Origin of the sequence: Methanosarcina hadiensis (assembly GCF_046529725.1) — an archaeon.
Classification (GTDB): Archaea; Halobacteriota; Methanosarcinia; order Methanosarcinales; family Methanosarcinaceae; genus Methanosarcina; species Methanosarcina hadiensis.
The window spans coordinates 4,086,302-4,111,817 of sequence record NZ_CP136241.1 but is presented as its reverse complement, the minus strand read 5'-3'; the positions used below and the strand labels follow the sequence as shown (position 1 = coordinate 4,111,817).

General features: G+C 42.3%; 24 protein-coding genes. 12 read left to right on the top strand and 12 right to left on the bottom strand.

Translation table 11 applies throughout. The features are described from left to right. The first annotated feature begins 48 nt into the window (after positions 1-48). Entirely contained in the window at positions 49-564 is a 516-nt protein-coding gene (locus tag RSJ42_RS17710; RefSeq protein WP_410508544.1) for a deoxyuridine 5'-triphosphate nucleotidohydrolase, read from the top strand. 160 nt (positions 565-724) lie between these two features. Continuing rightward, entirely contained in the window at positions 725-1,528 is an 804-nt protein-coding gene (locus tag RSJ42_RS17705) for a 2-amino-3,7-dideoxy-D-threo-hept-6-ulosonate synthase (RefSeq protein WP_410508543.1), read from the top strand. Between the two features lie 1,290 nt (positions 1,529-2,818). Here the strand turns inward: RSJ42_RS17705 and RSJ42_RS17700 are convergent. Then, positions 2,819-3,814 carry a radical SAM protein gene (locus RSJ42_RS17700; RefSeq protein ID WP_410508542.1) on the bottom strand — a complete coding sequence of 332 codons (996 nt, stop codon included), beginning with the start codon at positions 3,812-3,814 and terminating at the stop codon, positions 2,819-2,821. A gap of 261 nt (positions 3,815-4,075) precedes the next feature. Here RSJ42_RS17700 and RSJ42_RS17695 point away from each other — a divergent pair, with 261 nt between their 5' ends. The 4 genes from RSJ42_RS17695 to RSJ42_RS17680 all read left to right on the top strand — a co-directional run bounded on the left by RSJ42_RS17695 (position 4,076) and on the right by RSJ42_RS17680 (position 7,567). Further along, positions 4,076-4,573 (top strand): hypothetical protein, encoded by a 498-nt coding sequence (locus RSJ42_RS17695; protein WP_410508541.1) that lies wholly within the window; start codon positions 4,076-4,078, stop codon positions 4,571-4,573. 874 nt (positions 4,574-5,447) lie between these two features. Then, entirely contained in the window at positions 5,448-5,753 is a 306-nt protein-coding gene (locus tag RSJ42_RS17690; protein ID WP_410508540.1) for a hypothetical protein, read from the top strand. A 328-nt stretch (positions 5,754-6,081) separates the two neighbouring features. Then, positions 6,082-7,140 carry a CobW family GTP-binding protein gene (locus RSJ42_RS17685; protein ID WP_410508539.1) on the top strand — a complete coding sequence of 353 codons (1,059 nt, stop codon included), beginning with the start codon at positions 6,082-6,084 and terminating at the stop codon, positions 7,138-7,140. A 118-nt stretch (positions 7,141-7,258) separates the two neighbouring features. Then, entirely contained in the window at positions 7,259-7,567 is a 309-nt protein-coding gene (locus RSJ42_RS17680; RefSeq protein WP_410508538.1) for a hypothetical protein, read from the top strand. Between the two features lie 73 nt (positions 7,568-7,640). On the opposite strand, the gene RSJ42_RS17675 is transcribed toward RSJ42_RS17680, so the two are convergent. After that, on the bottom strand, positions 7,641-7,832 hold the full coding sequence (locus RSJ42_RS17675) for a hypothetical protein (RefSeq protein WP_410508537.1): 192 nt from the start codon (positions 7,830-7,832) through the stop codon (positions 7,641-7,643). 633 nt (positions 7,833-8,465) lie between these two features. Between RSJ42_RS17675 and RSJ42_RS17670 the strand changes: the two genes are divergently transcribed. Then, positions 8,466-8,648: an indolepyruvate ferredoxin oxidoreductase subunit alpha gene (locus tag RSJ42_RS17670; protein WP_410508536.1), complete on the top strand. Its 183-nt coding sequence runs from the start codon at positions 8,466-8,468 to the stop codon at positions 8,646-8,648. Between the two features lie 95 nt (positions 8,649-8,743). Further along, positions 8,744-9,772 carry an aspartate-semialdehyde dehydrogenase gene (asd, locus tag RSJ42_RS17665; RefSeq protein ID WP_410508535.1) on the top strand — a complete coding sequence of 343 codons (1,029 nt, stop codon included), beginning with the start codon at positions 8,744-8,746 and terminating at the stop codon, positions 9,770-9,772. 197 nt (positions 9,773-9,969) lie between these two features. Here the strand turns inward: asd and larC are convergent, their stop codons facing one another. The 7 genes from larC to RSJ42_RS17630 form a co-directional block, all read right to left on the bottom strand. Next, positions 9,970-11,160 carry a nickel pincer cofactor biosynthesis protein LarC gene (gene larC, locus RSJ42_RS17660; RefSeq protein WP_410508534.1) on the bottom strand — a complete coding sequence of 397 codons (1,191 nt, stop codon included), beginning with the start codon at positions 11,158-11,160 and terminating at the stop codon, positions 9,970-9,972. A gap of 67 nt (positions 11,161-11,227) precedes the next feature. After that, on the bottom strand, positions 11,228-12,043 hold the full coding sequence (larB, locus tag RSJ42_RS17655; RefSeq protein WP_410508533.1) for a nickel pincer cofactor biosynthesis protein LarB: 816 nt from the start codon (positions 12,041-12,043) through the stop codon (positions 11,228-11,230). Between the two features lie 319 nt (positions 12,044-12,362). After that, complete coding sequence (locus RSJ42_RS17650; RefSeq protein ID WP_410508532.1) at positions 12,363-13,565, bottom strand: aldo/keto reductase; 1,203 nt, start codon at positions 13,563-13,565, stop codon at positions 12,363-12,365. A 75-nt stretch (positions 13,566-13,640) separates the two neighbouring features. After that, the gene (locus tag RSJ42_RS17645) at positions 13,641-14,219 is read right to left on the bottom strand and encodes a TetR/AcrR family transcriptional regulator (RefSeq protein ID WP_410508531.1); all 579 of its coding nucleotides are present in this window, start codon (positions 14,217-14,219) and stop codon (positions 13,641-13,643) included. Between the two features lie 372 nt (positions 14,220-14,591). Continuing rightward, positions 14,592-15,734, bottom strand: coding sequence for a toxic anion resistance protein (locus RSJ42_RS17640; protein ID WP_410508530.1), 1,143 nt, complete (start codon positions 15,732-15,734; stop codon positions 14,592-14,594). A gap of 16 nt (positions 15,735-15,750) precedes the next feature. Then, on the bottom strand, positions 15,751-17,430 hold the full coding sequence (locus tag RSJ42_RS17635) for a VWA domain-containing protein (RefSeq protein ID WP_410508529.1): 1,680 nt from the start codon (positions 17,428-17,430) through the stop codon (positions 15,751-15,753). A gap of 16 nt (positions 17,431-17,446) precedes the next feature. Next, entirely contained in the window at positions 17,447-18,190 is a 744-nt protein-coding gene (locus tag RSJ42_RS17630) for a hypothetical protein (RefSeq protein WP_410508528.1), read from the bottom strand. Between the two features lie 888 nt (positions 18,191-19,078). Here RSJ42_RS17630 and pyrH point away from each other — a divergent pair. The 4 genes from pyrH (at position 19,079) to RSJ42_RS17610 (ending at position 23,080) form a co-directional block, all read left to right on the top strand. Continuing rightward, positions 19,079-19,777, top strand: a complete 699-nt coding sequence (pyrH, locus tag RSJ42_RS17625) for a UMP kinase (RefSeq protein WP_410508527.1) — start codon at positions 19,079-19,081, stop codon at positions 19,775-19,777. Positions 19,778-19,965: 188 nt separating this feature from the next. Next, entirely contained in the window at positions 19,966-21,147 is a 1,182-nt protein-coding gene (locus tag RSJ42_RS17620) for a hypothetical protein (protein ID WP_410508526.1), read from the top strand. A 60-nt stretch (positions 21,148-21,207) separates the two neighbouring features. Then, on the top strand, positions 21,208-22,323 hold the full coding sequence (locus RSJ42_RS17615; RefSeq protein WP_410508525.1) for an ABC transporter permease: 1,116 nt from the start codon (positions 21,208-21,210) through the stop codon (positions 22,321-22,323). 94 nt (positions 22,324-22,417) lie between these two features. Beyond that, a complete protein-coding gene (locus RSJ42_RS17610; RefSeq protein WP_410510416.1) occupies positions 22,418-23,080 on the top strand; it encodes an ABC transporter ATP-binding protein in 663 nt (220 codons plus the stop codon). 88 nt (positions 23,081-23,168) lie between these two features. Here the strand turns inward: RSJ42_RS17610 and RSJ42_RS17605 are convergent, their stop codons facing one another. The 3 genes from RSJ42_RS17605 to RSJ42_RS17595 all read right to left on the bottom strand — a co-directional run bounded on the left by RSJ42_RS17605 (position 23,169) and on the right by RSJ42_RS17595 (position 25,493). Then, the gene (locus RSJ42_RS17605) at positions 23,169-23,633 is read right to left on the bottom strand and encodes a GNAT family N-acetyltransferase (protein ID WP_410508524.1); all 465 of its coding nucleotides are present in this window, start codon (positions 23,631-23,633) and stop codon (positions 23,169-23,171) included. 61 nt (positions 23,634-23,694) lie between these two features. After that, positions 23,695-24,618: a ribose 1,5-bisphosphate isomerase gene (locus tag RSJ42_RS17600; RefSeq protein WP_410508523.1), complete on the bottom strand. Its 924-nt coding sequence runs from the start codon at positions 24,616-24,618 to the stop codon at positions 23,695-23,697. Positions 24,619-24,704: 86 nt separating this feature from the next. After that, positions 24,705-25,493 carry a helix-turn-helix transcriptional regulator gene (locus RSJ42_RS17595; protein WP_410508522.1) on the bottom strand — a complete coding sequence of 263 codons (789 nt, stop codon included), beginning with the start codon at positions 25,491-25,493 and terminating at the stop codon, positions 24,705-24,707. Positions 25,494-25,516: the final 23 nt, after the last annotated feature.

Here is a 25,516-nt window from a genome sequence, read left to right as displayed (position 1 = left end):
CGAAGAGCCCGAAATAGTAATAAAGAATACACACAATTACAGTTTTCCATGACTCTTTTATCCAGCAATGAATTAAGAAAACTCATACAATCAAATCCTCCTTTGCTTGAAAATGCGGTTGATATTGAGACTCAGGTCCAGCCTAATGGGCTTGAACTTACCCTGAAGGAGATAAAAACAATAGAAGGTGCCGGAGCTGTCGATTTTGACAATTCAGGGAGAGTGGTTCCAGACTCAAAACCCCTCGAATTCGGGAGAGATGACTGGATTCATTTACCCGAAGGGATTTATAAAGTGATATTCAACGAAATCGTAAATATCCCCATGAACCTGGCTGCAATTGCAAAGCCGAGATCCAGCCTTATACGGTGTGGGGCAACCCTTGAAACGGCAGTATGGGATGCAGGTTACAGGGGACGAAGTGAGTCCATGCTTGTGGTTTATAACTCGGCTGGCTTCAGGTTAAAGAAGAATGCAAGGATAATGCAGCTCCTTTTCTATACGCTTAATACTGAAGTGGAAGAAGGTTATTCAGGAGTATACCAGAACGAAAATACAGACTGAGTCTATGAAAAGCAGTATTTTGACGTAAGGAGTATAGCGTCTTTAATGCAAAGAGCACAGCGTCTTTAATGTAAAGAGTACAGCGTTTTTAATGTAAGAATTACAGCATCTTTCGATACACAGAGAAAGTATATATTATCTGATCCGTATATCACAGCCTATGAGTACTATAGGAAAATCTGTAAGGATGGAACGTATTTTCAATAGAAATACAGGTAACGCCATTATCATTCCCATGGACCATGGTGTAGGTGCAGGACCCATTTCAGGGCTTATAAACCTTCAGGAAGCTGTAAACAGGGTTGCAGAAGGCGGAGCAAATGCAGTTCTCGGACATATGGGGCTTGCAAAACACGGTCACAGAGGTTATGGGCATGATGTCGGCCTGATAATCCACCTTTCAGCTTCAACCTCACTTTCTCTTGACCCGAACCATAAAGTCCTTGTAACAACCGTTGAAGAAGCCATAAAAGTAGGGGCTGATGCTGTATCTGTTCATATTAATGTAGGGGCTGAAGACGAATACGAGATGCTGCAGGGTCTTGGCTACGTTGCAGGAAAGTGCGACGAATGGGGAATTCCTCTCCTTGCAATGATGTATCCACGCGGGAAAAAGGTCCGTTCCGAATACGATGTTGATGTAGTAAAGCATGCAGCAAGGATCGGAGCCGAACTTGGAGCGGATATTGTCAAAACAAACTATACCGGAAGCCCGGAGACTTTCAAAGAAGTAGTCAGCGGTTGTCCTGTCCCGGTAATTATTGCAGGCGGTCCCAAAATGGGCTCGGAAAAAGAGCTTCTGGAAATGATTGAGGGCTCCCTTAAAGCAGGCGGTCGCGGTGTTGCAATAGGAAGAAATGTATTCCAGGCAGAAGACCCAACTGGACTTGTACGGAGAATTTCAAAAATTGTCCATGAAGGCATGACTGCGGAAGAAGTAACAGGCATGGGTAAAAATATCTGATATCTGAATATTTATAGCCAACTGGAGAATAAAATAATTTAATTAGTGTAAGACACGATTAAGATTTGAATTCTAGATCTAACGGAACGGGAAATTTATTTTTCAGGAAAATTTCCTGTTACCCTTTCCAGTGGAAATGAAGGGGTCGTTATTATTTAGAAGAAAAGTTTCTTCTGATACATAAAAAACAAAATTAGGTAGTCGATTTCAGGACTTTAACTAAGTTTCAGAAAAATCGGATTAAACATATAAAGGATTTTAAGTCGATATTCAAAATTTATTCAGGTATTTTCAATCTGTAGAGTAATCTCAGTGATCCCTGTCTTTTCATTTCTTTTACTTATAACCTCTAAAAAGATACACACTAGTATTTAATAGACTTTAATAAAAGCAGGGGAATGAGAGGCTCAAAACAATGCAAACTCTTTCTCTAAGATAGAGACTTAATCTTTTAAAGAATTTTCAGGTCCAAACACTATTTTTGTATATATCAAATAAAGAGTACCCCGTTTACATGTAGATTCCAGTGGAAATTTGGGGCTTTTTTTATATTTATTATAAAGGAAAAAGTGTACAACCGATATTCTGGAGAAAATTTGAGAGGGGATGAGATTCAAATGAACAGGAAAAAATGTGCAGAAGAAATTCATACAGGACAGAAAAAGGGCTGTGTAAGGTAAAATAATTAAAAGGGAAAAAATGATTGAAAAGGAGACAATATTAATGAAAGAGAAAAAATGAAAATAAAAGAGAAGAAAATGAAAACGAAAGAGAAAAGATGATTGAAAGGGAGATAATACCTGGATAAGTAGAAGAGGGAAATATGGATACCAGTGCAGATCAGGGAACTGGCAAAAAATCAGAATAAAAATAATATGAAGAGGCCTTGAAGTATTGGAGATTTGAATAAAATACATATTTTGATAAGAGTAAGATAAAGAAGAAGGAGAAGCGTTCCAGTTAGCGAAAGATAATAACAAGAAAGGAGAAAGAAAACTCATTAATAGCAATAGTACCCGCGATACAATTAAGAAGTATATAGGAAAAGAATGAAAAGCCATAGACAAGGAAGAACTAAGCATATTGAATAAAATAAATTTATGAATGTTTCCAGTGGAAATAAAGGGGTTTCTCTTTGAAGAAAGGGAAGAAAATAAAAAGTCTAAAAATAATTTTCAGAATTATAAAAGTAAAAATATTGTGAAGAAAATAAAGATTAAAAGTCAGGCTCAATATTTAAAAGATACTGCCTCGATAACTCGAAACCTATTTTTCTTCAGTCTGTCCTGGTCAGAAATCCACAGAGGGTACAAGATCACAACCAGTGCATTTCAAACACATTGTCATTGCAAGCGAGGGGTCAAGCCCATACTTATCCAGTATTTCAGCTTCAATTTTCAAGAGTTTTAAAAGGCGTTCAGGGGACGGGCGGTCGGTAAAACAAGCTCCGGACCTGAGGGGATGAGGGTTTACCGGGCGAAGAATAGGAATTACACCTATTTTTGCAAGGGTTTCGACTCCTTCCCTTACAGAATCATCGCTTTCCCCAAGTCCGACTATGAAGTTACTGAAAACCCTGTTTTTTCCGAAAATTTCCACAGCTTCTTTAAGCCGGTCCAGAATGTAATCAAGAGAGAGGTCTCCGCATACTTTCTGGAAAATCTCTTTGTCCATTGTTTCGACGTTGTATTTAACTTCGGCAACCCCTGCATCGTAGAATTTGCGAGAACATTCCTCCGTAGGGTATACGGAAACTCCTATGGGGACATTATATTTTTTGAGGGAAGGGAGAAGTTTGAGCACACGCTCCACTTCATCTTCGATCGAGATTTCGACTCCGGATGTAAGAGAAATAGCTTTGAGGCTTCCTGCCCTGAAGACATCATCCACTATGCTCAGGACTTCCTCTTCACTTTTGACATGTCCCTGGAGTTTAGGTACAGGGCAGTATTTGCAGTCAAAGATGCACCTCTCGGAGAGCGTAATAAAAGCCTGATCAGGACAGTGTGCAGGGGCAGGCTCAAGTTTTCCTCTGGCAAGTTCTTTTCCTTCGTGCAGAAGCGCGACTGTTCCCCTGTCATCTACTGCTATGATAGAAAGGGGAGAATCCTTATTCGTGCTGAGCCTGACCCGTTTGTCTCCCGCCCTGAAAAAAACGGAACTTGTACCCGCTCCGGGACCTGCAGTAGAACCCCGGGCCCTTGGAATAAGCGAAGGATCAACAGAAACGGAACCTATTGAGATAAGGAAAGCTTTCAATTCAGGTGTAATTGGCGTACATTGCATTTAATGTCCCTCAGAACGAGTATTTTTACTTTGCTTCCGGCCTTTTTGTGATCTTCACGAGATAGTATATAAATTCTTCTGAAAATATAATTTAAGCAGTAAGGCCCCAGATCTGAAATAAGGAAATTTTTTCTTTGCACGTTAATTTAATATTTAAGAATAGAAAAAAAGCCGTTTCGTCCTGTAAAAGCGGGAATAAGCACATATAAATAAAAGAAAAATCACTTAAAACCTAAAAGAAATCGAGGAGGAATAGGAGCTATGTTGAAGAAGTGGTTTTCAGTATTCGTAATACTCATGTGTGCAATTTTTGCTGCTTCCTCGGGATGCAGTGAAGACGGCGAAGAAGACACAAATGTCCCTGAAGAGTCAGCAGAAGAAATGGATGGAGAGGAAGCTTCTGTAGAGGACGAAGAAACTGAATTTGAGATGGTATCCAGCGGGAAATCTAGCGACTGGTGCGCTGTAGGTTCTTCCTGGAAATCAACAAACCCCCAGACAGGCGAAGAAGTTACAATGAAGATCACCGGAATAGAGACCATTGATGGAGTTCCAATGTGCAAAGCCGTCTATGAAACAAATATTGAAGAAGATGAATACTCAAAAGTTGAGTATATGTGGTCAGAGAACGGAGAGACCTATTTCTGGACTGCTTATGACGCTTCAGGAAAAGTTGTCTCCGAAATGAGCATGAAAGATGGCAAAATGAAAATGGTCAATGAAGACGGAAGCGTAGTCGAGTATTCCCAGGGGCAATAAAATAACGATAAAACCATGAACTGAAATAAAGGACTAGAAGTTGCGCTGGATTCTCCAGCAGATTCCTTTTTTTCCTGAAATTATGAGGCCTGTTGCTGTTATTTCTAATTACATTTTACCTGTTTAAGAACTTAAGGCATGTCGCAAATTTTTCTTACTTGTTCTTCTCTTTTTCTTACGCCAGTTTGTTAATACCTGATCATTCTTGAATAAAGAGAAGTAAATCAAGAAAAGTGTTGTTTAAATAAGGTATCCTTTTTTCTGGGATTCATTGGAAGGATATACAGGTTCTATAATATTAGTTTCGTTAAATAAAGTTAGAATAATGTAATAAGGATATACGAATATAATAATATTATGTGTTACGTAAAATTACAAAAGTGTTATATACAAGGAATACATAGTATGAATTGCGTTCTCATCTCTTTAACACCCCACAAATATTACAAGATCTACTCCACACATAAAAGGGATAGAAGAAATAAAGAACTCAAATTAAAACTCGCAACCCGTGAGTCCAGTACCTCAATATCTCTTCCCAGATAAAATAAAAGCATCTCTTAATGCCGTTCGGAACTTCCAGGTTTTTGGATGGGAACGCAAGCCTATTTTTCATAGATTTTCAAAAAAGAAGTGTTCCTGAGGTTAATTGTCAGGAATTCCCACTATTTTAATCGTTTGTTTCATTTGCCTGTTCCGAAATTATACAAATTATAGTTTTGTAATTTCTTTAACTATCTCACTTGGTATAGTCTCCCGTGACATTTAGTCTTCCCTGATATAATAAGAATGAAAGTTCCGAAACAAAATCAAAATAAATATATATTAACCATTCTGATTTTCAAAAGATATTTTTACGGCAGGAGGCCACGAAATGGCAGAAGAAAAAGATGAAATTGACCTTTTTCTGGATTCACGGGTAAAAACTGAGAAAGAACTGCTGCAGGAAAAATGTGAGAAAACCTATAATGCAGCATCCAATCAGACACGCAGAGAGATAATGCGGACGGTTTGCTTTCTTGGAAAAAGGAAAGAAGAGCTCCTTAAAGAAACTGGCCTTGACGAAGCTGCTTTAAAGTTTCATGCAGAAGTTCTTATAAACGCCGATTTTCTTTATAAGGATGAAGACGGTGTTTACAGACTAACAGAATTAGGACTTAAAGTGCTTCCGAAACTTTGAAAGGCGTTCACCCGGTAGAACCCGGAAGACCAGGTAGATTCTTCCAGAGGCACTTACACTTTGAATATTCCCTACTTAATATTAAAGTTGGAAAGGCATGAGAGAAATACAAAACCAAATCTTCTTCTGATACGTTTCCCCTCACACGTGCAAATCCGAATGAAGGAAAAGGAAAAAAAATCCCTACCAGAAACATACCAGAATATACCAGAAATATTTTGAAACAAGCTCTTGATAAAAAGGCGTCCCAATTTTATATATATGAGTAAATATATTAGGTTTGTCAGCTCAAGATATAATTTTTTCAGATAATTAGGACAGGAAAAACATGAAAGTCATGATTATAGGGGGTTTTCTCGGAAGCGGGAAAACAACTGCAATTCAGAGGATCAGCAGGCAGCTTAGCGATGCCGGAAAACGGACTGCAATTATCGTAAATGAGATCGGAGAAATAGGGCTCGATGGAGAGACACTTAAAAGCCCAGGGATTATGACTCAGGAGCTGACAAGCGGCTGCATATGCTGTACACTGAAAATCAGCATGCAATATACGCTTCAGACGCTTGAAGAGGAGTTCAGGCCTGACATTGTAATTATCGAGCCGACAGGAATTGCTTTTCCAGGGCAGATAAAGGAAGAAATTGAGGTTATGGGGCTTTCCGAGTTATCTTTTGCTCCTGTTGTTACCCTTGTAGACCCCGGTCGTTTTGGCACTGAGGCAAAAGAAATCCCGAGGTTTATCGAAACTCAGGTAAAGGAAGCTGAAATCCTTGGCATAAATAAAGTGGACATAGCGCCTGCAGAAATAGTCATGGCAACAGAAAAGATGCTTGTTGAACTGAATCCCGAGGCGAGGATCCTGAAATTTTCAGCAAAACTGGGAGATAAACAGTTTGAGGATTTACTCATCCATCTCGCACTTCCAGGGGTTGAAAAGCCTTTCCAGGATAAGAAAAATTCCATTGAGATTTCGGAGGTCTCTGCTCATTCAGTCCTGTACATCCTCGTATCCAGCATGTATAACCCCGAGGAAGCCAGGCGCTTTATTAAAGAGAGCCTTCAGGCAATAAGAGATAGAGTGAAGGAAATTAACCCTGATTTTATAGGGCATGTTAAGCTTTCCCTTAAACTTCCTGATTCCATTATCAAGGGTAGTGTGACCTCTTCGGAAGAAGTTCCGCAGGTCGAATTCATTCCCCGCAAGAATGAAAAATTCGAACTCAGGTTGCTTTCCGCAATTACAAAAGTCCCAAAAGATAAGCTCACAAAAATAGTAGAGGACACACTTGAAGAGGAGTTAAGGGAGACGGGCATCTCTTTTGAGAAAAAGGAGCAGAAACAGCCTGATGCAATTACGAGAATAAGCGGGATTATGAAAAAGAAGTAAGTATGAACAGGGACCGGCAAAAAGATAAAAATTAACACCAATAAAACTCAGGCTTCGAAAATAACGAAAAATACAAAACCGAGAAACCAAGACATTAAAAACAAATGGGGCTTCAATTATGCACGATGAAATAGATGAACTTGATGATTATTTCGCTTCCAGAGGAGAAATTACGGAAGGCGAAGCTGTCAAAAATGAGCATATGATGATGGAAAAAGTTTCCATAAATCCGGCAAGAAGAAAACTCCTCCGGACAGTTGGAATCTATGGAAAGACTGAAAACCAGCTGAAGGAAGAGTCAGGCTTAAACGATTTCTTCTTTAAGTTTAATATGGATTTCCTGCTCAAAGAAGGATTCCTCAAGCTTGAAGATGGGATGTACCGTCTAACGGATTCGGGAATTGCGTTACATGATTCAGTATGCTAACAAACACATTTTCATATTTTTTTATTATGTTTTAGTGTTAAGCAAAATTTGAAAATAATGACACAAAATAAGATTATTTATCAAATATTTCTGGTTTTTCTGCAACTAATTCTATATGTCCACATTTCGGACAAACATAGGTATTTACGCCACAAACTTTACGATTAAAGCCTTTCTTTATTTCTTCCAGTAAAGCATAGCCGCCATTTGCGCTTAATGAAGCGTTTTTCATCTCTGCATTACAACCTGTACATTTTCTTTCCATAATATTACTTCCTTTTATTAAACTTAATTAGAACCTGATTCTCTGTTATGATATTATATATTATAATTTGAAAATCAAATTTATCACAAAGATAATAGCATTTTCGTTCTAGATAATAACTTTTATTTTAGAAAGTGAGAGTTACTATGCACCAAAAATTCTTACTCTTTACAATTTTCTTGTCCTTGTTGAAGAATTGTAACCATTAAACCAATAGAGATAATTTGAGATATTTAGTTGATGTGCCACTAAAAACCCTTACACACAATAATGGCTTCCATGACTGTTTGAGCCTCACTTTTTTAACCTGATATATAAAGCATTTATGTTCTTTCTGCATATGGCATAATTCTTCTTTTTGAGGATCAGTCAATAAGTTTATGAACTGGACCTGAATTTCAAGCAAATTTAATATAAATTTTACATCCACACGATCAAAAACAAATTTTTTAAGCGTAAGCCTTTGCTCCTTCCGATTCTTGAAAATTGCTTTTTGCTAAAAAGCGATAAGTTTTTATGTTTATCTGAGTAATGGCGTTATGATCATTTTTTCGATATTCTATGGAAGTTTCAAAAACGCCCCGATATAATTTCCTGGTACATATCGAGCAAACAAAAAGGAGTGTGAAAAATATGCCAGCATTAGTTAACGCAGATGAATGTTCTGGATGCGGAACCTGTGTCGATGAATGTCCCTCTGAAGCAATCACCCTCGATGAGGAAAAGGGACTTGCAGTTGTTGACCAGGACGAATGTGTAGAGTGCGGTGCATGTGAAGAAGCATGCCCGAACCAGGCAATTAAAGTAACGGAATAAAAAACAGAGATCAAGATGGAATAACTTTTTATTCCATTCTTTTCTTTTTCTCGTTTATCAAATCATTTCTTATCTCTCCGGAGGTAGCTTTTTAGATGGCAGCAGTTAAAGCGGGTATTTTAGGCGCCACAGGCGCTGTAGGGCAGAGATTTGTAGAAGCACTTTCAAACCACCCCTGGTTTGAGATAACAGCCCTGGCAGCGTCCGAAAGGAGTGCCGGCAAAACGTATCGAGAAGCGGCAGGCTGGAGGCTTGACACAGCCATGCCGGAAAGCGTTGAAAACATAGAAGTTGTCCCTGTAGACCCAAAAGCCGTTGATGCGGACGTGGTCTTTTCGGCTCTTCCTGCAGACCTTGCCCTTACAGTGGAGCCCGAGTTTGCAAAAGCCGGGTTTGCAGTTGCGAGCAATGCATCGTCCTACAGGATGGAAAAAGACATACCTCTTGTAATTCCCGAAGTAAACCCAGAGCACCTCGGACTCCTCGAAGTCCAGCAGGACACAAGGGGCTGGGACGGATATATTATTACAAACCCTAACTGCTCCACAATTGTTATGACAGTCACTTTAAAGCCCCTTATGAAATTCGGACTCGAAACCGTACAGGTAGCCACAATGCAGGCGATTTCCGGGGCAGGGTTTTCCGGGGTTGCAGCCATGGCAATTTATGATAACGTAATTCCTTACATAGGGAGCGAAGAAAAGAAGATGGAGACTGAGACCTTAAAGCTCCTCGGGGAATTCAACGGTTCCGAAATCGTGCCTGCGGATGTAAAGGTCAGTGCTTCCTGTCACAGGGTGCCTGTAGTTGACGGGCATACGGAAGCTATCTGGGCAGGCATGAGAGACAAACCAACACCTGAAGAGGTAAGGGAAGCCTTCCTGAAATTCGACCCTAAACTTGGGGAACTGCCGTCAGAACCAGCTAAATCCCTGATAGTACGGGATGAAATCGACAGGCCTCAGCCTCGCCTTGACCGCAATATGGGCAGGGGTATGAGCGTATCGGTAGGCAGGATAAGGGAAGGAATCCGCTACATCGCAATGGGCCACAACACAATCCGTGGTGCTGCAGGTGCAAGTGTCCTTAATGCAGAACTCCTGCACTCGATGGGCAAACTTTGAGAAACAGATAGTAAAAATAGTAAAGAATGAGAAAAATAGTAAGCAGTCAGAAAGAAAAGTAAAGTCTGAAATCCGGACTTCCACTTTTCTTAAAATTCTTTTCCGGAAACTTTATTGAGCCTCTTTTCCGGATCTTTGAATTTTAACTTGAAGGCCATTTTTTTAAAGCATTTTCAAGGCTTTATTCAGGAAAAAAATCAGGAAAAAAGTTTTCTTGCAGTTTCTTCTGCCCGCCGCATAACTTCTCTTACAGGAACTCCACTGGACTTTGCAATCCTTTTGCAGTCCTCAAACTCAGCAGAGATATTGAGCAGGACCCCTTCCGAGTCCCTGGCGATTTTGACCGCGGTTTCAAACTCCTGACCTTCGAGTTCCACCTTTATCCTTTCAATATTCCGAGCAGCCATTAACCTGTGCCTGGCAGGCATAACCCTGACCCCAAGAGATCCTGTTTCAACAATGATCTTCCGGGCGAGTTTTGAGCTGTCTTCGGGCTTTGCAATGACCTTTATAATATGAGCAGGTCTTCCTTTTTTCATTGTAGCTGGCATGATTGCAACATCTCTTGCTCCCATTGAGAGAAGTTCTTCAAAGAGGTTGCCAAGGACTTCTCCACTTACATCGTCGGCATTGGTCTCAAGAACCTCGATTATATCCGGAATCAGGTGCGAATCAGGCTCGAGAAGCACTCCCTGCAGCACATTTGGACCTTGAAGTTCGGCATCTCCTGCCCCGTATCCGATGGCAATTGCCCTGCCCTGAGGGAAAGTGTCGACAGGTTTTGCAAAATGAGCGAGAATAGCTGATCCTGTAGGAGTAAGCAACTCCTTGTTCACGTTCCCTCCCCTGAAATAGAGCTTTCCTCTCCTGAGAATCTCAAGGGTTGCAGGAGCCGGCACAGGCAAAGTCCCGTGAGCACATTCTATTGTTCCGCCTCCCACGCTGATCGGAGTACAGTAAATCGAATCACAATTTAAGGAGTGAATGGCCGCAGAAGAGCCTATGACATCTGCAAGGGCATCGCTCTGCCCCACTTCATGGAAATGAAGCTTTTCAAGGTCAGGCTGCCCGTGCACTGAAGCTTCGGCTTCGGCCATTTTCAAAAAAATGTCGAGAGCACTTGCCTCTACCTTATGAGACAGGTTTGCAGCCTTTACAAGGTCCACGATTTCGGGATATGTCCTTACATGCTCTTTTTCGGGTACATTTATTCGGACATCGAGGGCTTTTATTCCTTTTTTCACAACTTCCCTGATATCCACAGACACCGGTGCTGAGGCTTCTATTAACTCCTTTACCGTTTCTCTGTCGGCTCCTAGGTCGAGAGCACAACCCAGAATCATATCTCCTGCTGCACCTGAAAAAGGATTGAAGACAAGTGATTTCATAAAGTTCCTCCCGGATTTTGCTTTTAACTTATCTGCAGAATGTCTACGAATATCATTGTAGTCAAATTTATAGTTCCGGCTCTTCTTTCTGCTCTGCTTTTTCAGTTATTTTTCCAGATCCGGCAGCAGCAATCATATTGGCAATCCTTGCTGCGTAAGCCCCTGCAACAAATCCGGCATCAATATTTACAACTGCAAGCGTCGAGCAGGACTGGAGCATTGACAGCAGGGCAGCTTTTCCTCCGCCTCCTGCCCCATAACCTGTGGAAACGGGAAGTCCTACCACAGGCACGTCGACAAGCCCTGAGACTATGGTAGGAAGCGTCCCCTCCCTTCCGGCTGCAACAACAATCGCTCCCGGGTTCCGCAGCTTTAGCCTCTGAAGTTCGGGAATTAGCCTGTGGATTCCGGCAACTCCTACATCGTACACCGCGATGGTTTCGCAACCCATCTCAGAAGCAATAACCCTGGCTTCTTCTGCAGCAGGAATATCTGCCGTGCCTGCGGATATGACTCCAACAACCCCACCTGTGCGGGGGGCAGGAGTGCCGTTGTGGATAACTACTGTACGTGCCCGGCTGTTCCATTCCAGCCTATCAGGACTGAAAGCTTTCTTTAAAGCTTCAAGATGCGGAGGAGTAACACGGGTAATAAGAGCCCTTTTACTTTCTCCTGCCATTATCCTTGCCATTTCCACCACATCTTCAGGCTCCTTGCAGTCAGCAAGAATAGCCTCGATTACTCCGGTCCTGCTTTTCCTGTGGGAATCAAGCTTTGCAATATTCGAATAAGAGACAAATCCCAGACTGCGGACCTGATGTTCTGCAGCCTCAAGGTCGATTTTTCCTTCTTTAACAGCCTTCAATATATCGTTAAGATCCATGTGCCACCCTTACTCAGAAGAATTGAATGCTTTAGCAATAAACAGCTTAAATATCAAGTTATCAGGCAATAATTATTAGTTTGGAGGCTTTTTAGAGTTTTGTGCCATACTCGTACGTGTTTGATTTTATAATTTTTGAGTTATTGTTTACAATTTGAGTTTTATCAAAATCCAAAAACTGGGAGAGTACAATTAACTGAATTATTAGCTGAATTGAGAATGAGAAGAGAAAAATGGAAAAATTGTTTAATCTCCTGATAAAAGTAAGCTTAAACAATATCTTCATTCTGCTTTTTTGGCACTTAAAAGTTTTCTCGCTTTAACTCTGTTTCTTGAATATCTGTTTTGCTATGACAACTCTCTCCTCCAGGTCATGCCCTTCAAGTTCTTCTACAACGGATTCGAGAATCACTGGAATATCAAGGTGCTGAGGGCATTTTTCAAGGCATTCTCCACATTGTATGCACCGGGATGCAAACTCGGTCTCTCCGCCGGACAGGATACCACCCAGCCTTGCAGCATACATGAACTTTGTCTCGCCTGCATTGTCAGACATGTACAGATTATTGTACGTTTCGAAACATAACGGAATATTCACCCCTCCCGGACAGGGCATACAATATCTGCATCCTGTACAGCCTGCTTTCATGATTTCACGGTACTTCCGCTCTACTTTCTTTACAAGCTGCAGTTCAGCTTCTGTCAGGGAATTCGGGTATGCTCTGTCTGCTGCTGCAAGATTTTCTTGGATATGCTTTTCCTCATTCATCCCGGAGAGGATAACCGTGACATGCGGGTGGTTCCATACCCAGCGAAGAGCCCATTCTGCAGCGGTTCTCTTAGCAGGAGCCTCATCCCAGATCTCCTGAACAGCAGGAAGGACAGGGCTTGCGAGGTATCCTCCGCGGAGGGGCTCCATAATGATTACTCCGAGGCCTTTTGAAGCCGCATACTCAAGACCCTCGGTACCTGCCTGGTTCTTTTCATCCAGGAAGTTATACTGGATCTGGCAAAAGTCCCAGTCGTAGGCGTCCACTATCCTTTTGAACTCGTCTCCCGAGCCGTGGAAGGAAAAACCTGCGTTAATTATACGGCCATCAGCTCTGGCTTTGTCAAGAAAATCAGCCACGTCTAATTTTTCAATATAATCCCACAGTTCACCAACGAGAGCATGAATGAGGTAATAGTCTATGTGGTCGGTATTGAGCTTCTCGAGCTGGGCATTCAGGAACTTATCCATATCCTCCCGGCTCTTTATAAGCCAGGAAGGAAGCTTTGTTGCGAGTTTAACCTTTTCTCGATATCCGTCAGCAAGAGCATGGCCGAGGAAAGGCTCGCTCTGCTCCATGTGATAGGGCCATGCCGTATCAACATAGTTTACTCCCTGGTCGATTGCATAGCGTATCTGTCTGGTAGCTCTTTCTTCATCTATACTGCCGTCTTCTTTCATGGGAAGGCGCATGCATCCGAATCCAAGTATCGAAAGCTCGTCTCCATTCTTTGGCATTTTTCTGTATAACATTTTTATTTCTCCTGAATTTTTGAATCTTTTGCCCGTTTTTGATTGACTGATCACTCACATATGAAATGAAAAAAATTACTCTTTAGCCAGACCTCTCCAGATAATCTGGAATCCATCTGCTATGATTTTGTTTTTATCCGGTGAAGAATTTGAATCAAGAATAAGGTTCACTACCGCCCTGCTGCCCTGATAAAACATTGCAATTGTCAGTTCAGCGGGGAAGTTTCTAATTGCTTCTGTTTTTATTCCTTCATCTACAAGCTTATGGAGGAAGATATATTCTTTCATCACTTCCTCACGTGTAAATTTTGTTATGTAGGGGGATGAACAGAACTGGCCGATAAAAAGAAATTGCTCCTGATTGTCAACTCCCCATTTGATTAAATTTGACCACATTCTTCGTAATTTATCCTGGAAATTATTCTCGGCTTCGATATCTTTCCCGATAGCGTGGCTTAAATCTCCTTTAACCTCAAAATACAGGCTATTAATAAGGTCTTCCTTTGTAGGAAAATAATTAAAAAGGGTGCCTGTGGCTACACCTGCTTCTTTCGAGATCTGGGCAGTGGATGTACCGTGAAAGCCTCTTTCAGTGAAGAGTTTCAGGGCTGCTTCCATAATGGCTTTCCTTTTATCTTTAACCTGTTCCTTCATATACGATCTCTAAAATTGACTGATTAGTCAGTTATGTTATAGCGTTAAGCTGGTATATATACTATATGATGCTTATTTTAACTCTCAGAGGCATCCTTAAATCAAATAATCCCTTTTTCCTGTTATTCTTTAACGTCAGGTGATCTTTAAGGCTTCGTTGTTATCCCGGTGATTTCTCTGATGAAGAACAGGATTAATACCAGCACCGAGAAAAAATTGACCTGGCAACCTTAATACTTATGATTGCTGTTTCAACAAGAGAGCAGGCATATCAAGTTTTGTTTTCTCGCAGTTGATCCACTCGCCTCAAGGAGCTACATATTGCATATCTACCCATCCCAGTCTTAGCGGATCGGCAAGAATCGGCTTTCTTCAGCTAACCTCCAGTTTACGCCCCTTCTCCAGCTGCTGAATCTGTTCTTCGCCTATGGCAGCCAATTCCTTGAACTGATTAATAGTATCCCGCATTTTGGGCAGAGCTTCCTGCTTATAAGTATTTATGGAATCCAGCGCTTCCATGACATCTGCAAAGGCGGTTTTCAGCGTCTCGATAGAGACACTGGTTTCCATTGATTGTTTCTGGATTTCTACCCCCTGTTCCTTCAGCATTTGTGAGGTGCTGCTGATGATATTATCCGTAGTCTCATTGAGCATTTGAATCTTCTGCAGGGCAATCTTCTGGTTATAGAGAGCGCCGGCAACCATCACTGAGGTCCGCAGAGCTGAAATCGTCACATTTTTGGCTCTTTCTACCCCCCGCATCAGTTCCTTATTATTTCGGATCACAATCTCCATAGCCATTACGCCCTGCTGGTTGACGACAACCATCTGCTGCATATCCATAATCCGCTGCCTCAGAGGAAACAGGACTTCTTCGGTAACAAATTTAACGTTTTCCGGATCCTCGTTCCTGGCTTTAGCCGTTTCGATCTGCGTCTCAATCGATTTATCCATCAGGGTACCTAGCTGGATCTCCTTCATCAGCATTTTAGTCAAATTGCGCAATGCCTGCTGTTCGAGCTCCAGAGTAGTATTATCGTTTTTCAAAATTGTCTGACCTTTGTCCAGGGAGGTAATGATATCAGCAATCGCCGAATCTGCTTTCTGGTATCTGGCAAAATAATCCTTGATAGGGTTGAAAAACTTGCCTAAGATTCCGGTCTTGGTAAAATCGATAAGACTGGGATCCAGGTCTTTTAATTCCCGATTCAGATCCATTAAACCTTTTGCCACAACTCCGCCTTCATCGCCGTCTCTGGACAGGTTCCCGATGGTTATCTGCAGCAAAGAATTTTTTGCTGCTGAGCTTCTCATCGAGGCATCTCCAAAAGACTCGATAGACTGGAGGATATACTTCTTTTTGGCAAATTCATCGATATCCAGGGTCAGAATTTCCGCAACATTCCTTTCCGCAAGAGCTTGAAGCTGGGCTACTTCCTCTGATACCGGTTTAACCTTCTCCTCTACCTCAATCTTGATTGCCGCTTCATCAGGCACTTCCATAGTAAAAGCCATCTTACTCCCCCTGTATTTACATTTCGGCATTGAACAGATTGCCCAGCTTATAAACAACGTCATCGGTCTCAGCGTTAATGCTGGCAGCCTCATTGATGCTGGAGATAGCTTGCAGGGCCGGGATATTCGCATTATAGCCAATTGTGTATATAGGTATCCCAAGATCCTCCACAGTGCCTTTAATTTCGTCCAGCGAATGACCTCTATTGGTCTCGCCGTCGCTGAGAACAAAGATAATCGGTCTCAGATCAGGATCTTCAGCCCGCTGATCCTGAATCATCTTCATAGCAACAGCGATCCCATCAAAGGTTGCTGTGCTGCCACCTGCCTCCAGATCATTAACCGCTCCTGCAAATAATGCCCTCTGGTTCAGATCGAATTTAGCAATCGGTAAATCGATATTAACATCGTTGGAATATGATACCAGGCCAACCATATTGTCCTCGCCGATATAGTATTGACCGTTGAGTAATGAGTCTTTCAAATTGTTTAGAGGCTCCCCCATCATGCTGCCAGAGATATCGGCCACAAATACTGCGCAAATAGGCTTTTTCTTTTCTTTCCAGAGCTTTTGAGCCTGGATAACAACATCACCGCTGACGGGTCCGGCTTCGGATTGGTATTCATTAAAGCCATTGAAACCATATTCTGTGGCCAGAGTCTGGTACTTTTCCTGCTGGGAGAATTTAACGAATTCGTTCAGGATTTTCATTTTCTCTGGCGATAATTCGCCAATTGCATACATCGGGCTGTCATGTCTATATCCAAAGGGAGTAAACTCGTAGTATCTGATATCCGGTGTATTCATGTAGGTCTGGTATTCCAGAACAAAACCGTCAAGAACACCCGATTTGGCAGATTCTCTCATTTGCAGGGTAGTATAGGCTACCAGGGGAATATTGGTTTGAAAGCTCTCAAATCCTGATTTTGCTTTTTCGCTCAATAAGTTGCTGCTGTCAAAGGTGTACAAAGTTGACATCAGGAAGTTCAGCCCGGTTGAGCTGGCAAAAGGATTGGTGTAGCCCATCGCCAGTTCCCTATTTGCGACAGCTTCACTGATCGTCTTGGTATTGATTGCTCCGTATTTATTTACCAGCTCATCTTTCTTGGATTTGGTGAGCAGGATTCCAGCCACATTGCCGGCAAGTCTTTCTTGCACTAACTCGGCCTTAACCCCTTTGGAGATGACCATTTCACCCCAGAGCTCGTTGGATGGCGTATAGGCATCAGGCACATACTTCCCGGAAGTAATATAATCGGCAGCTTCCCCGGAGGGGATTCCTCTGAGCCTTACCGATACCTGTTTTCCATCAATCACTATTGACGCGTTGTTGAAGTCTCTGGCTACTTCTGTCAGCCAGCCATCAGTACCGCTGCCAGCCTTTTCAGTTGAGGAAAATATTTCGATGTAGGCGGATGTGCTCTTATCAACCTGCGGAGGGTATTTGGAGATATCAGGCAAGCTTTCAGTCAAGGAGTCATGCAGGTCTGAGGGAACGATAACCTGGCCCATAGGATGCTGGACTGTGTTTACATTGATTTCTTTAATAATGTCATCCAGTGATTCCCCGTCGAGTCCCTTGCCGGGTCCCTCACCAGGTCCGATTACAGTAATTGCCAGATAAACTAAGACAAAAACTGCAACTGCTGCTCCGAATATCTTCAAAATTACTCTATTGTTGCTTTCTTTCAGCATGCCGATGCTTCCCCTTTCAGTTCTTATAGTATTTTGCCTGTTTGATCAGATTATCGATCTCGATCATGCCTGCCATTTGCTCCAGCTGGCCACTCTCTATGCTGTTTAAACCTGAAATCTCCAGCAGCAGCTTATCAAGCTTTAGCAGGATCTGCTCATTATCTTCAGTGGCAGCTTTCACAAAATTGATATACTCACTATAAACCTCAAATTTTTCTTTCACAAGTTGCTCTGGAAAGGTTCCTTCTTTGTATTCCTTTCTGGCGAAACTGTAGTCCTTTTCATCGAATGCATCCAACTTATTGAGAATGCTGCGGATATTCATGAAGAATATCTTCTCCACATCGGCGATAGCCTTATCAAATTTCTTGTAGCTCATTTCTGAGGCACTGAAGATCTGCAGAAGGATATTCCTGATAGTTTTATTCTTTATCCGCAGTCGGTCAATCTGATCGAGCAGGAGATCAGTGGTTTTTTCGAATGTTTTGAGCTCCCTGTGAGCATTCAGTGCTTTAATGTAATCTTCCACTGTCCAGATCTTACTGGTCTGATCTCCGTTCTTCCGTCTGGTGTGGATCTTATAATTGCCGTAGACTAACAGGGCGGCGCTTAAGAAAATGAATGTGCTGCCAAGAGCTGTTTCAAATGCACCGGCCCCTAACAACTCCAGTCCGATCAATCTTGGAGAGAAAGTTATTATGTTGGCGGCAGCAATACCTGAATTCAGGCCCGATAGTTGAATCAGTTCTGTTCTGTCCATGTACACTTGCCCCAAGATTTTTCTGTGAAAATTTTCTCTCAATATATCTCTTACAACAGGGGATTCCTGTAAACCCACCTTTAGTCCGTGCATGGAAAATTGCCTGTAGTAATAATATATTGCATATATTCTCTTATATGCATTGTTTTACTACCTGAATGGCGCGAGGGCACAATGTTGACCAAAAGGAATTCCGAATATCACAGATAGTAAAAAACACATTGTCCGCCGTATATCATTTATAGCGTTCCTGGTTTTCCTGATCCACTTACTGATTCCAGAATGACATAGCTATCAGAAAACATATGGTAAAGATAGAGAAGAATAAAGTTGTCTGGACAGAGCTTGAAAGGAGCTGGATGCAATGGGCTTACAGGTTATGGTAGTGAAAATTTTGATTTCGTCCTAGTAGAACGTTAACATATATGTGCAGTTTACAATAATAAACCTTGTGAAGTAGGTTGGATCTTTTGAAACCCCACTTCTCAATAGATAGAGATAGTTAAGTTCCAACCCTTTTCTCAAGCTTGATTAAATTCACTCTTTCCACCATATTTGGCACCTCGAATTTCTCGCTATTAAGTCCATTTGAATAGTCCGTCTGAATATCTCCTTTGTTATGGCAGCTCTTTGCTTAAAGTTGGGTCCTTCCAGTTCTGTCACAGCAGATCTGAGAATCACAGGTATGTTAATGTGCTTGGTGAATTTCTCAAAACACTTTACACATTGTACATACTGGCATGCAGATTCGGGCCTTCCGAAGGACAGGAACCATTCAACCTTTAGTTAAGGTAAAAAATAGTGAAGTTTTCTGTTTTTACAGGACTTAAGGAAAAAATACTCAGCGATACATTTAAAAATCCGAATTATCAATGTGTAGAGATCATCATGCTCATAGTACTCTCACTAGGCGGTTCAATTCTCGCAAAAAACCTTGATTCGGATCGTTTTTTAAAATATGCAAATGTTCTGCGCGACATATCCAAAAAACATACACTGCTTGTAGTAACTGGCGGGGGAGAAGCAGCACGGGACTACATAGGCGCTGCAAGGGCTATGGGGGCAGACGAAGTGACCTGTGACTACATAGGCATTGAAATCACTCGCCTGAACGCAAGGCTGCTTATTGCAGCTCTCGGACCCGATGCTTATCCTGAAATTCCTTCAAACTATCTTGAAGCCTCAAAAGCCATGACATCAGGAAAAGTGGTGGTAATGGGAGGAGTTACACCAGGCCAGACAACTGATGCCGTTGCTGCAATCCTTGCGGAATATCTGCGGGCAGACCTGCTGACAATTGCAACCTCGATTGACGGTGTTTATTCTGCAGACCCTAACTGCGACCCGAGTGCAGTCAAATACGACAAAATCTCTCCTGAAAAACTCATAAACATTGTTATGGCAATTGAGATGAAGGCAGGCTCCAAATCACCTGTGGACCCTGTAGCTGCAAAGATTATAGAACGCTGCAAGCTCGATGCCCTTGTTATGGATGCCAGAAACCCTGCTCTTCTTGGAGAGATCATGGGTGGAGAGGCAGCCAAAAAGTCTCCTATTTCCTGCGGGACCTGGATAACAAAAAAATAAAGCATTAAAAAAATTGAAACAGATTTACGAAACAGATTTACAGTTCTTTCTGGCACATTAAAACCGAAGTCGAAGAAGAAATCAAAAAGTTAAACATAGAGGTTCCGACATATATTCATATTGCAGAGAACCTGATTCGGCTACTGGCCCCGGTTCTCTGCATTTTTGGAAAGAAGGAGGAACCGGGCTTGAGCCTTCCAGAAAAAAAGAACTTTTCACGGCAAAGAGAATCTGCTTTTCATTTATTTTCTCTGACTTTATTACTGATTCTCCTGTGCGCCCAGATAAACCCTGCTTACGGAGCAACAGGCAGCACAACAGTTGAAGAGCAGGGCGCAGTTATTATTGATTTTTTCTCAGACCATGACCTGAGTGATGCAACGGTCAGATTTGAAGAGTCCCATGAGAATATATCCCTTGTTTTTACCCTGAGTTCGGGAGGAGAGGTTCTGAGATCTGAAACCTTTCACTTTGGTTCAGTGCAGGCAGGGCAGGAGATTACAAAAGTCCTTTTCTGGGGAATTCCGGAAGACTTCGGAAAAGATAGAGATTCGTATACGGCAGAGCTTTCTGTAAAGGAAGGGAGTAAAAATCTCGAAACCCAAAAAACCTCTTTTACTTACCGAAATCCGCACCTTTCAAACCTGAAAGTTGTGGACCTCTCTGCAGATTCGGAAAAAGCTTCAGTTCTGATGTCCCTTACAAGCTCCGTAAACTTAGGATTCGTTCAGGTGCCTGAGCCCGTAATGGTAGACCTTAACCTCAAGCTACTTTCAGGCACGGATGTCATATACACCGAAAACCTCGAAAATGTCCCGGTAACGGATGCATATTATAAAGCTATGAACTGGTCTTTCCTCCTTGAAAAAGATAGAAATTACACAGCTCTCCTGAAAGCGCGATCCCATTCCCCCGAGCTTACTACTGCTTACATATCGGAATTCAGGGCAGAAGAAAAAGTAGAAATCCTTGATTCTGACATCGACGTAGATGAATATGGGGCAAGCGTTACGATTATCGGAAGGTCTCAGGTGCCTTTTAATGGGATTATCAGGGTTGTGTTAACTCCTGAAGAGGGCGAAGCACAGGTTTTTGAAGAAACTGCAGACATCCTTACCGCAGGAAAAGAAGATACTGTAGGAATCATCTGGCAGGGGGTTCCCAGGGGTGACTATAATGTAAAAATATATGCGGTAAACCTGGACGGTGAAATCCTTGACAGCCATGAAACGGTCCTGCGGGTTTTTGAGCCAGTAGCTGAAGTAAATACCCCTGAAGAGTCTCCTGGCTTCAGTTTTCAGGCAGCAATTGGAATTTTCCTGTGCTTTATGGTTCTGCTACGAAGAAAAGGAAGAGGGAAAAAAGAGTAAGCTAAGTAAAGTAACTATTCGGAATCGCTGAAGAAAGAACCATCTGTCTGGGGGAGAATTATGTTTGACCTGATCATCCGAAATATAACGAACAGAAAAATCCGGAGCATACTGACAATCTGCGGAATAGCCCTGGGGATTTTTGCGGTTATAGTTATGGGCGCAATGTCTGAAAACTTCCATCAGACCTTTGAACGTTCCATGAGTGTGACCAGCGACAAAATCCGGGTCTTTGCCGAAAGCGGGGTCTTCGGAGGAGGGCTTACGGACGATAAGGTCAGCGACGTTCTGCGTGTAGCCGGAGTAAAAGATGCCTATGGGCTTTTGATGACCACTTTTGATGAGGATAAGCTGGGCATGACAGGCAAACAAATCCTTGGGGTCCCTCCGGAAAAATCCAGTGTTGCCCTTTACCCTGTGGAACTGAAAGCAGGCCGTTTTCTCAACCCCGGAGATTCTTACAGCGTGGTAGTCGGAAACAATATCAAGAGAGAGTATGACCTTGAGGTTGGCAGCAAATTTGAGATTCACGACAAATATTTTACTGTTGTCGGAGTCCTTGATTACACCGGCTCTATTTTTGATAACGCAGTAATTATCCCTCTTGAGACTGCTCAGGATCTTTACAGCGTGGGGAATTCAGTATCCTATATTTTTGCCGTGCCTGACGAGAGAGTAGATGCTGAGATGCTCTCAAAACGCATCGAGTTAAGCGTAAAAGGCACAAGTACCCTATCTCCGGGAGAACTTGGGGTTCAGGCAAGGCAGTCTTTCATGATTTTCAGCGTAATCACCATCAGTTCAGGGCTCCTTGCAGCAATCATAGGCGGGCTCTGTGTGATGAATACAATGCTGATGTCAGTTGCCGAAAGGACGAGAGAGTTCGGGATTTTGAAAGCCATAGGTGCAGAAACGAAGGATATCCTGCTCCTGACGCTCGGAGAGGCTTCACTCATGGGCCTGTTAGGTGGAATACTTGGTATTATTGTTGGAGTAGGGGCTGTCCAGATTATGAACGCATGGCTCGCAACGACAAGAATTGTTCTTTTCCTGATAACCCCAAGGCTCCTTATAATTGCAATGCTTTTCGCTCTGCTTATAGGCGCACTTTCAGGGCTTTATCCGGCTTACAGGGCTTCGAAAATGAGTCCCATGGAGGCTTTGAAGCATGCCTGAAATGGGAATTGAGAAACAAGGGATTAAACATACTGAAAAACAGAGAAAAGATGAGAATAAAAGCAACTGGGGAGATGAAGAGCAGAAGATTATCATGCAGGTCGAAAACCTCTCCAAAACCTATATGCAGGGCAAAATTCCTGTTCATGCCCTCCGCTGCGCCTGTATAACCGTAAGGAAAGGAGAGCTTCTTGCTATCATGGGACCTTCGGGTTCGGGAAAATCAACTCTTCTGGCTCTCATAGGCACGCTGGAAAAAGCAACTGACGGAAAAATAATCCTTGACAGTATAGACCTTACATCAGTGCCCGAAAAGCTGCTGCCGAGCGTGAGAAGAGAGAAAATAGGCTTTATTTTTCAGCACTACAACCTGATTCCTACCCTTTCAGCCTTTGAAAACGTTGAACTTGCCATGCGCTTTTCCGGAGTGCCAAAAAGAGAGAGAAAAGAAAGGGCAAAATCCCTGCTTGAAGAACTTGGCCTTGGAGACCGCCTCAATCATAAACCCACCGAACTGTCCGGTGGGGAACAGCAGAGAGTTTCTATTGCGAGGGCACTCGCGAACAGGCCTGCCCTGATCCTTGCAGACGAGCCTACAGGCGAGGTTGACAGCAAAACGAGGGACTCTATTGTACGTGTTTTCAAGGAATTGAGCCAGAAGGGACAGACAATTCTTGTGGTTACTCATGACCCTGAGGTCGCAAAGGAATGTTCAAGAGTGCTCAGGATCACGGACGGGATGATTAAAGATTGTTAGGCTACAAGGAATTAAAACAGTTATAGTAAAGAGTTCGTCCTAAACTCATTTAAAAAGGGAGTAGGGGTTGATCAGGGTTCAAAACAACTCAATTCGAAACCTGTTCCAAGATTATTTTTCGTATATGGAAGCCATAATGATTGTAAAAATCAATTACGTTTTCATTTCCATCCCCTACAGCGACTATTTTTGATTTTACCTTATTTTTATCCAGCCATTCCAGGGCGTTTTCCATCAATTGACTTCCGATTCCACGTTTGCGATATTCTTTTTCCACATACAGAGAGTCTATTTCCCCTATCATTTCTTTATCAATTGTGCTAATACAATATCCAATATATTGTCCTGTATCTTTATCTTTTACTAAGTTGACTCTCATAGCCGTTTTTGAATCATCTGTTAATTCGTTAACTCTATCTTGAAATCTTTTATTCGCATAAGTATCTGCAAAATATTTCGATTTATTTTTATGATGGGTTTTAGAACCCTGCCATAAAGATTCTATTAAACATAGTGATTCCTGAGCACCATCGGTATACTCAACATTAATCATGTTTTTTTCTTCCTGTTATTTAGAGCAGTCTCTCTATATGCCTATAATCTCTTTATAAACCTTAGATCTCTTCAAATTCCCAGCCGAGGTGCTCTTTTATTACTATATACGCCATCGCAGGCGGAATGATCCCGATATCGGTTACGATCATGTCGATGTATTCGGCAGGAGTAAAGTCAAAAGCCGGATTTTTTACCTGCAGATTGGGGAGTTCTGCCAGAACCGAAGGGTCGACAACCTCCTCTACGGATCTTTCTTCAATTTCTATAGGGATCCCCAGAATAGTGCTCGGGCTGAATTTGAAGGTCTCGGCAGCTACCATGAAACTTTTTCTGGCTTCATGGGCGGCAAGGGCAAGCTGTGAAGTTCCTATCTTGTTAACAAGAGCTCCGTTTGCTGCGATTGCATCAGCTCCGACTATCACTTTATTCACATCTTTCATATAGTAGCGTACAGCAGAGTCCACAATCAGGGTTGTAGGGATACCAGAGCCGTTAAGGTGCTTTGCTGTCAGCAAGCCCTGGCGCCTTGGACGGCTTTCTGTAGCAATAACCGAGATATTTTTTCCTTCTTCAAAAGCCGTTGTAATTATGGAAAGAGCAGCATGGGAGTTGCAGTGGGTCATTATAATGTCCCCGTCCTGAACTCTTCCTGCCCCTATTTTTCCTATTCTCCCAAGAGCTTTATCCGCTCTCTCGATAAAGAGATTGGCGTTATTGATAATTTCCTGCCTGGCTTCTTCTACATTATTTGAAGAGTATCTGGAAGAGAGTTTTACGGCGTTGGGAAGGGATACGGCTGTAGGACGTGTACTGATAAGGTAATCGGAAACTTCCCTGATTCTTGCAGCAAATTCCTCAATCGAAGCAGCCTCGAGCTCAGCAGCATAATTCCTGATGGCTTCAGCGGCAGCTTTTGCAATCCTGCCTGCGCCCCGGATTTCCATTGTCCGGATCTTTTCTGCGGTTTCCTGAACTTCTTTCATACTACAAAGGATAGTCAGAGCCTGATTTATAGCTATCTTCCGGTTGTTCCTGACAATAGGATACAAAGATCCGGATAAGTAAAAATTTAAATTTCTGTTATCTTTTCTGATCTATCCCTGTAGTAAGCAAAAAGGTCTTCTCCCCATTTAAGGGCTTCAGGGTCAGAACAGAGGACATCCTGTGTGTGGTCAAAGGAGCCACTGGAAAAAGGAAGGCTTAAAGAGAGAAACTTATCAGTGACGACATGAGAAAAATCTATTTTATCATCGAATACATAGAAGGAGGTATTATCGAGACTGAGAAATTCCTTTAATTCATCCCTGTACTCCCCTTTTATTCTTTCATAAACCGGCAGGGTCACAAGAAGGGCGACATCCGCCCCATTTTTTGCGAAAGAAAGAAAAAGGGATGGATAAAGAGGGAAAAAGATTGATGAAATACCTCTTATCTTTTCCGATATTGTGAGCTTTTCCACAAATTCCCTGTGAGGCTCAAAGAGGTGGGCCCGGTCAGGAGGCTCGGAGAACGTACAGTTTTCCAGATCTCCAATCCTGTTCCTTAAAGAAGCGGGTAAGCATTCAACTGCATGGGTTGCCCAGAACTCGTACTGGTTTCCAAAAACATTTAATAAACTCATCATTGCCTGCATTCTCTCAGTTACCGCTATTCCGAGAGGAGATAAAATGTAAGTATTTTCTGTTTTGAATACCAGTGAGTTGTCCCTTAACTTTTTAATTTGAGGAAGAATAGCTACGGCGCTGGTGTTTAGAGACTTTTTTATTTCCTCGATAGTTTTTGGCCCATCATTTAAAAACAAAAGGAGATCTTTCCTTTTCTCAGAGAGAAAAATTAATTCGAGAAGAGGGCTATTCATAGTGTACGGTTATAAGCAAAAAA

What these genes read in the sequence shown, in the direction of transcription:
- larC (WP_410508534.1), bottom strand. Translation starts at nt 11,160, where the DNA reads ATGAAATCACTTGTCTTCAATCCTTTTTCAGGTGCAGCAGGAGATATG.
- asd (WP_410508535.1), top strand. Translation starts at nt 8,744, where the DNA reads ATGGCAGCAGTTAAAGCGGGTATTTTAGGCGCCACAGGCGCTGTAGGG.
- RSJ42_RS17600 (WP_410508523.1), bottom strand. Translation starts at nt 24,618, where the DNA reads ATGAAAGAAGTTCAGGAAACCGCAGAAAAGATCCGGACAATGGAAATC.
- RSJ42_RS17640 (WP_410508530.1), bottom strand. Translation starts at nt 15,734, where the DNA reads ATGGCTTTTACTATGGAAGTGCCTGATGAAGCGGCAATCAAGATTGAG.
- RSJ42_RS17630 (WP_410508528.1), bottom strand. Translation starts at nt 18,190, where the DNA reads ATGGACAGAACAGAACTGATTCAACTATCGGGCCTGAATTCAGGTATT.
- RSJ42_RS17700 (WP_410508542.1), bottom strand. Translation starts at nt 3,814, where the DNA reads ATGCAATGTACGCCAATTACACCTGAATTGAAAGCTTTCCTTATCTCA.
- RSJ42_RS17670 (WP_410508536.1), top strand. Translation starts at nt 8,466, where the DNA reads ATGCCAGCATTAGTTAACGCAGATGAATGTTCTGGATGCGGAACCTGT.
- RSJ42_RS17710 (WP_410508544.1), top strand. Translation starts at nt 49, where the DNA reads ATGACTCTTTTATCCAGCAATGAATTAAGAAAACTCATACAATCAAAT.
- RSJ42_RS17615 (WP_410508525.1), top strand. Translation starts at nt 21,208, where the DNA reads ATGTTTGACCTGATCATCCGAAATATAACGAACAGAAAAATCCGGAGC.
- RSJ42_RS17650 (WP_410508532.1), bottom strand. Translation starts at nt 13,565, where the DNA reads ATGTTATACAGAAAAATGCCAAAGAATGGAGACGAGCTTTCGATACTT.
- RSJ42_RS17595 (WP_410508522.1), bottom strand. Translation starts at nt 25,493, where the DNA reads ATGAATAGCCCTCTTCTCGAATTAATTTTTCTCTCTGAGAAAAGGAAA.
- RSJ42_RS17705 (WP_410508543.1), top strand. Translation starts at nt 725, where the DNA reads ATGAGTACTATAGGAAAATCTGTAAGGATGGAACGTATTTTCAATAGA.
- RSJ42_RS17645 (WP_410508531.1), bottom strand. Translation starts at nt 14,219, where the DNA reads ATGAAGGAACAGGTTAAAGATAAAAGGAAAGCCATTATGGAAGCAGCC.
- RSJ42_RS17690 (WP_410508540.1), top strand. Translation starts at nt 5,448, where the DNA reads ATGGCAGAAGAAAAAGATGAAATTGACCTTTTTCTGGATTCACGGGTA.
- RSJ42_RS17695 (WP_410508541.1), top strand. Translation starts at nt 4,076, where the DNA reads ATGTTGAAGAAGTGGTTTTCAGTATTCGTAATACTCATGTGTGCAATT.
- RSJ42_RS17605 (WP_410508524.1), bottom strand. Translation starts at nt 23,633, where the DNA reads ATGATTAATGTTGAGTATACCGATGGTGCTCAGGAATCACTATGTTTA.
- RSJ42_RS17675 (WP_410508537.1), bottom strand. Translation starts at nt 7,832, where the DNA reads ATGGAAAGAAAATGTACAGGTTGTAATGCAGAGATGAAAAACGCTTCA.
- RSJ42_RS17680 (WP_410508538.1), top strand. Translation starts at nt 7,259, where the DNA reads ATGCACGATGAAATAGATGAACTTGATGATTATTTCGCTTCCAGAGGA.
- pyrH (WP_410508527.1), top strand. Translation starts at nt 19,079, where the DNA reads ATGCTCATAGTACTCTCACTAGGCGGTTCAATTCTCGCAAAAAACCTT.
- RSJ42_RS17610 (WP_410510416.1), top strand. Translation starts at nt 22,418, where the DNA reads ATGCAGGTCGAAAACCTCTCCAAAACCTATATGCAGGGCAAAATTCCT.
- larB (WP_410508533.1), bottom strand. Translation starts at nt 12,043, where the DNA reads ATGGATCTTAACGATATATTGAAGGCTGTTAAAGAAGGAAAAATCGAC.
- RSJ42_RS17635 (WP_410508529.1), bottom strand. Translation starts at nt 17,430, where the DNA reads ATGCTGAAAGAAAGCAACAATAGAGTAATTTTGAAGATATTCGGAGCA.
- RSJ42_RS17685 (WP_410508539.1), top strand. Translation starts at nt 6,082, where the DNA reads ATGAAAGTCATGATTATAGGGGGTTTTCTCGGAAGCGGGAAAACAACT.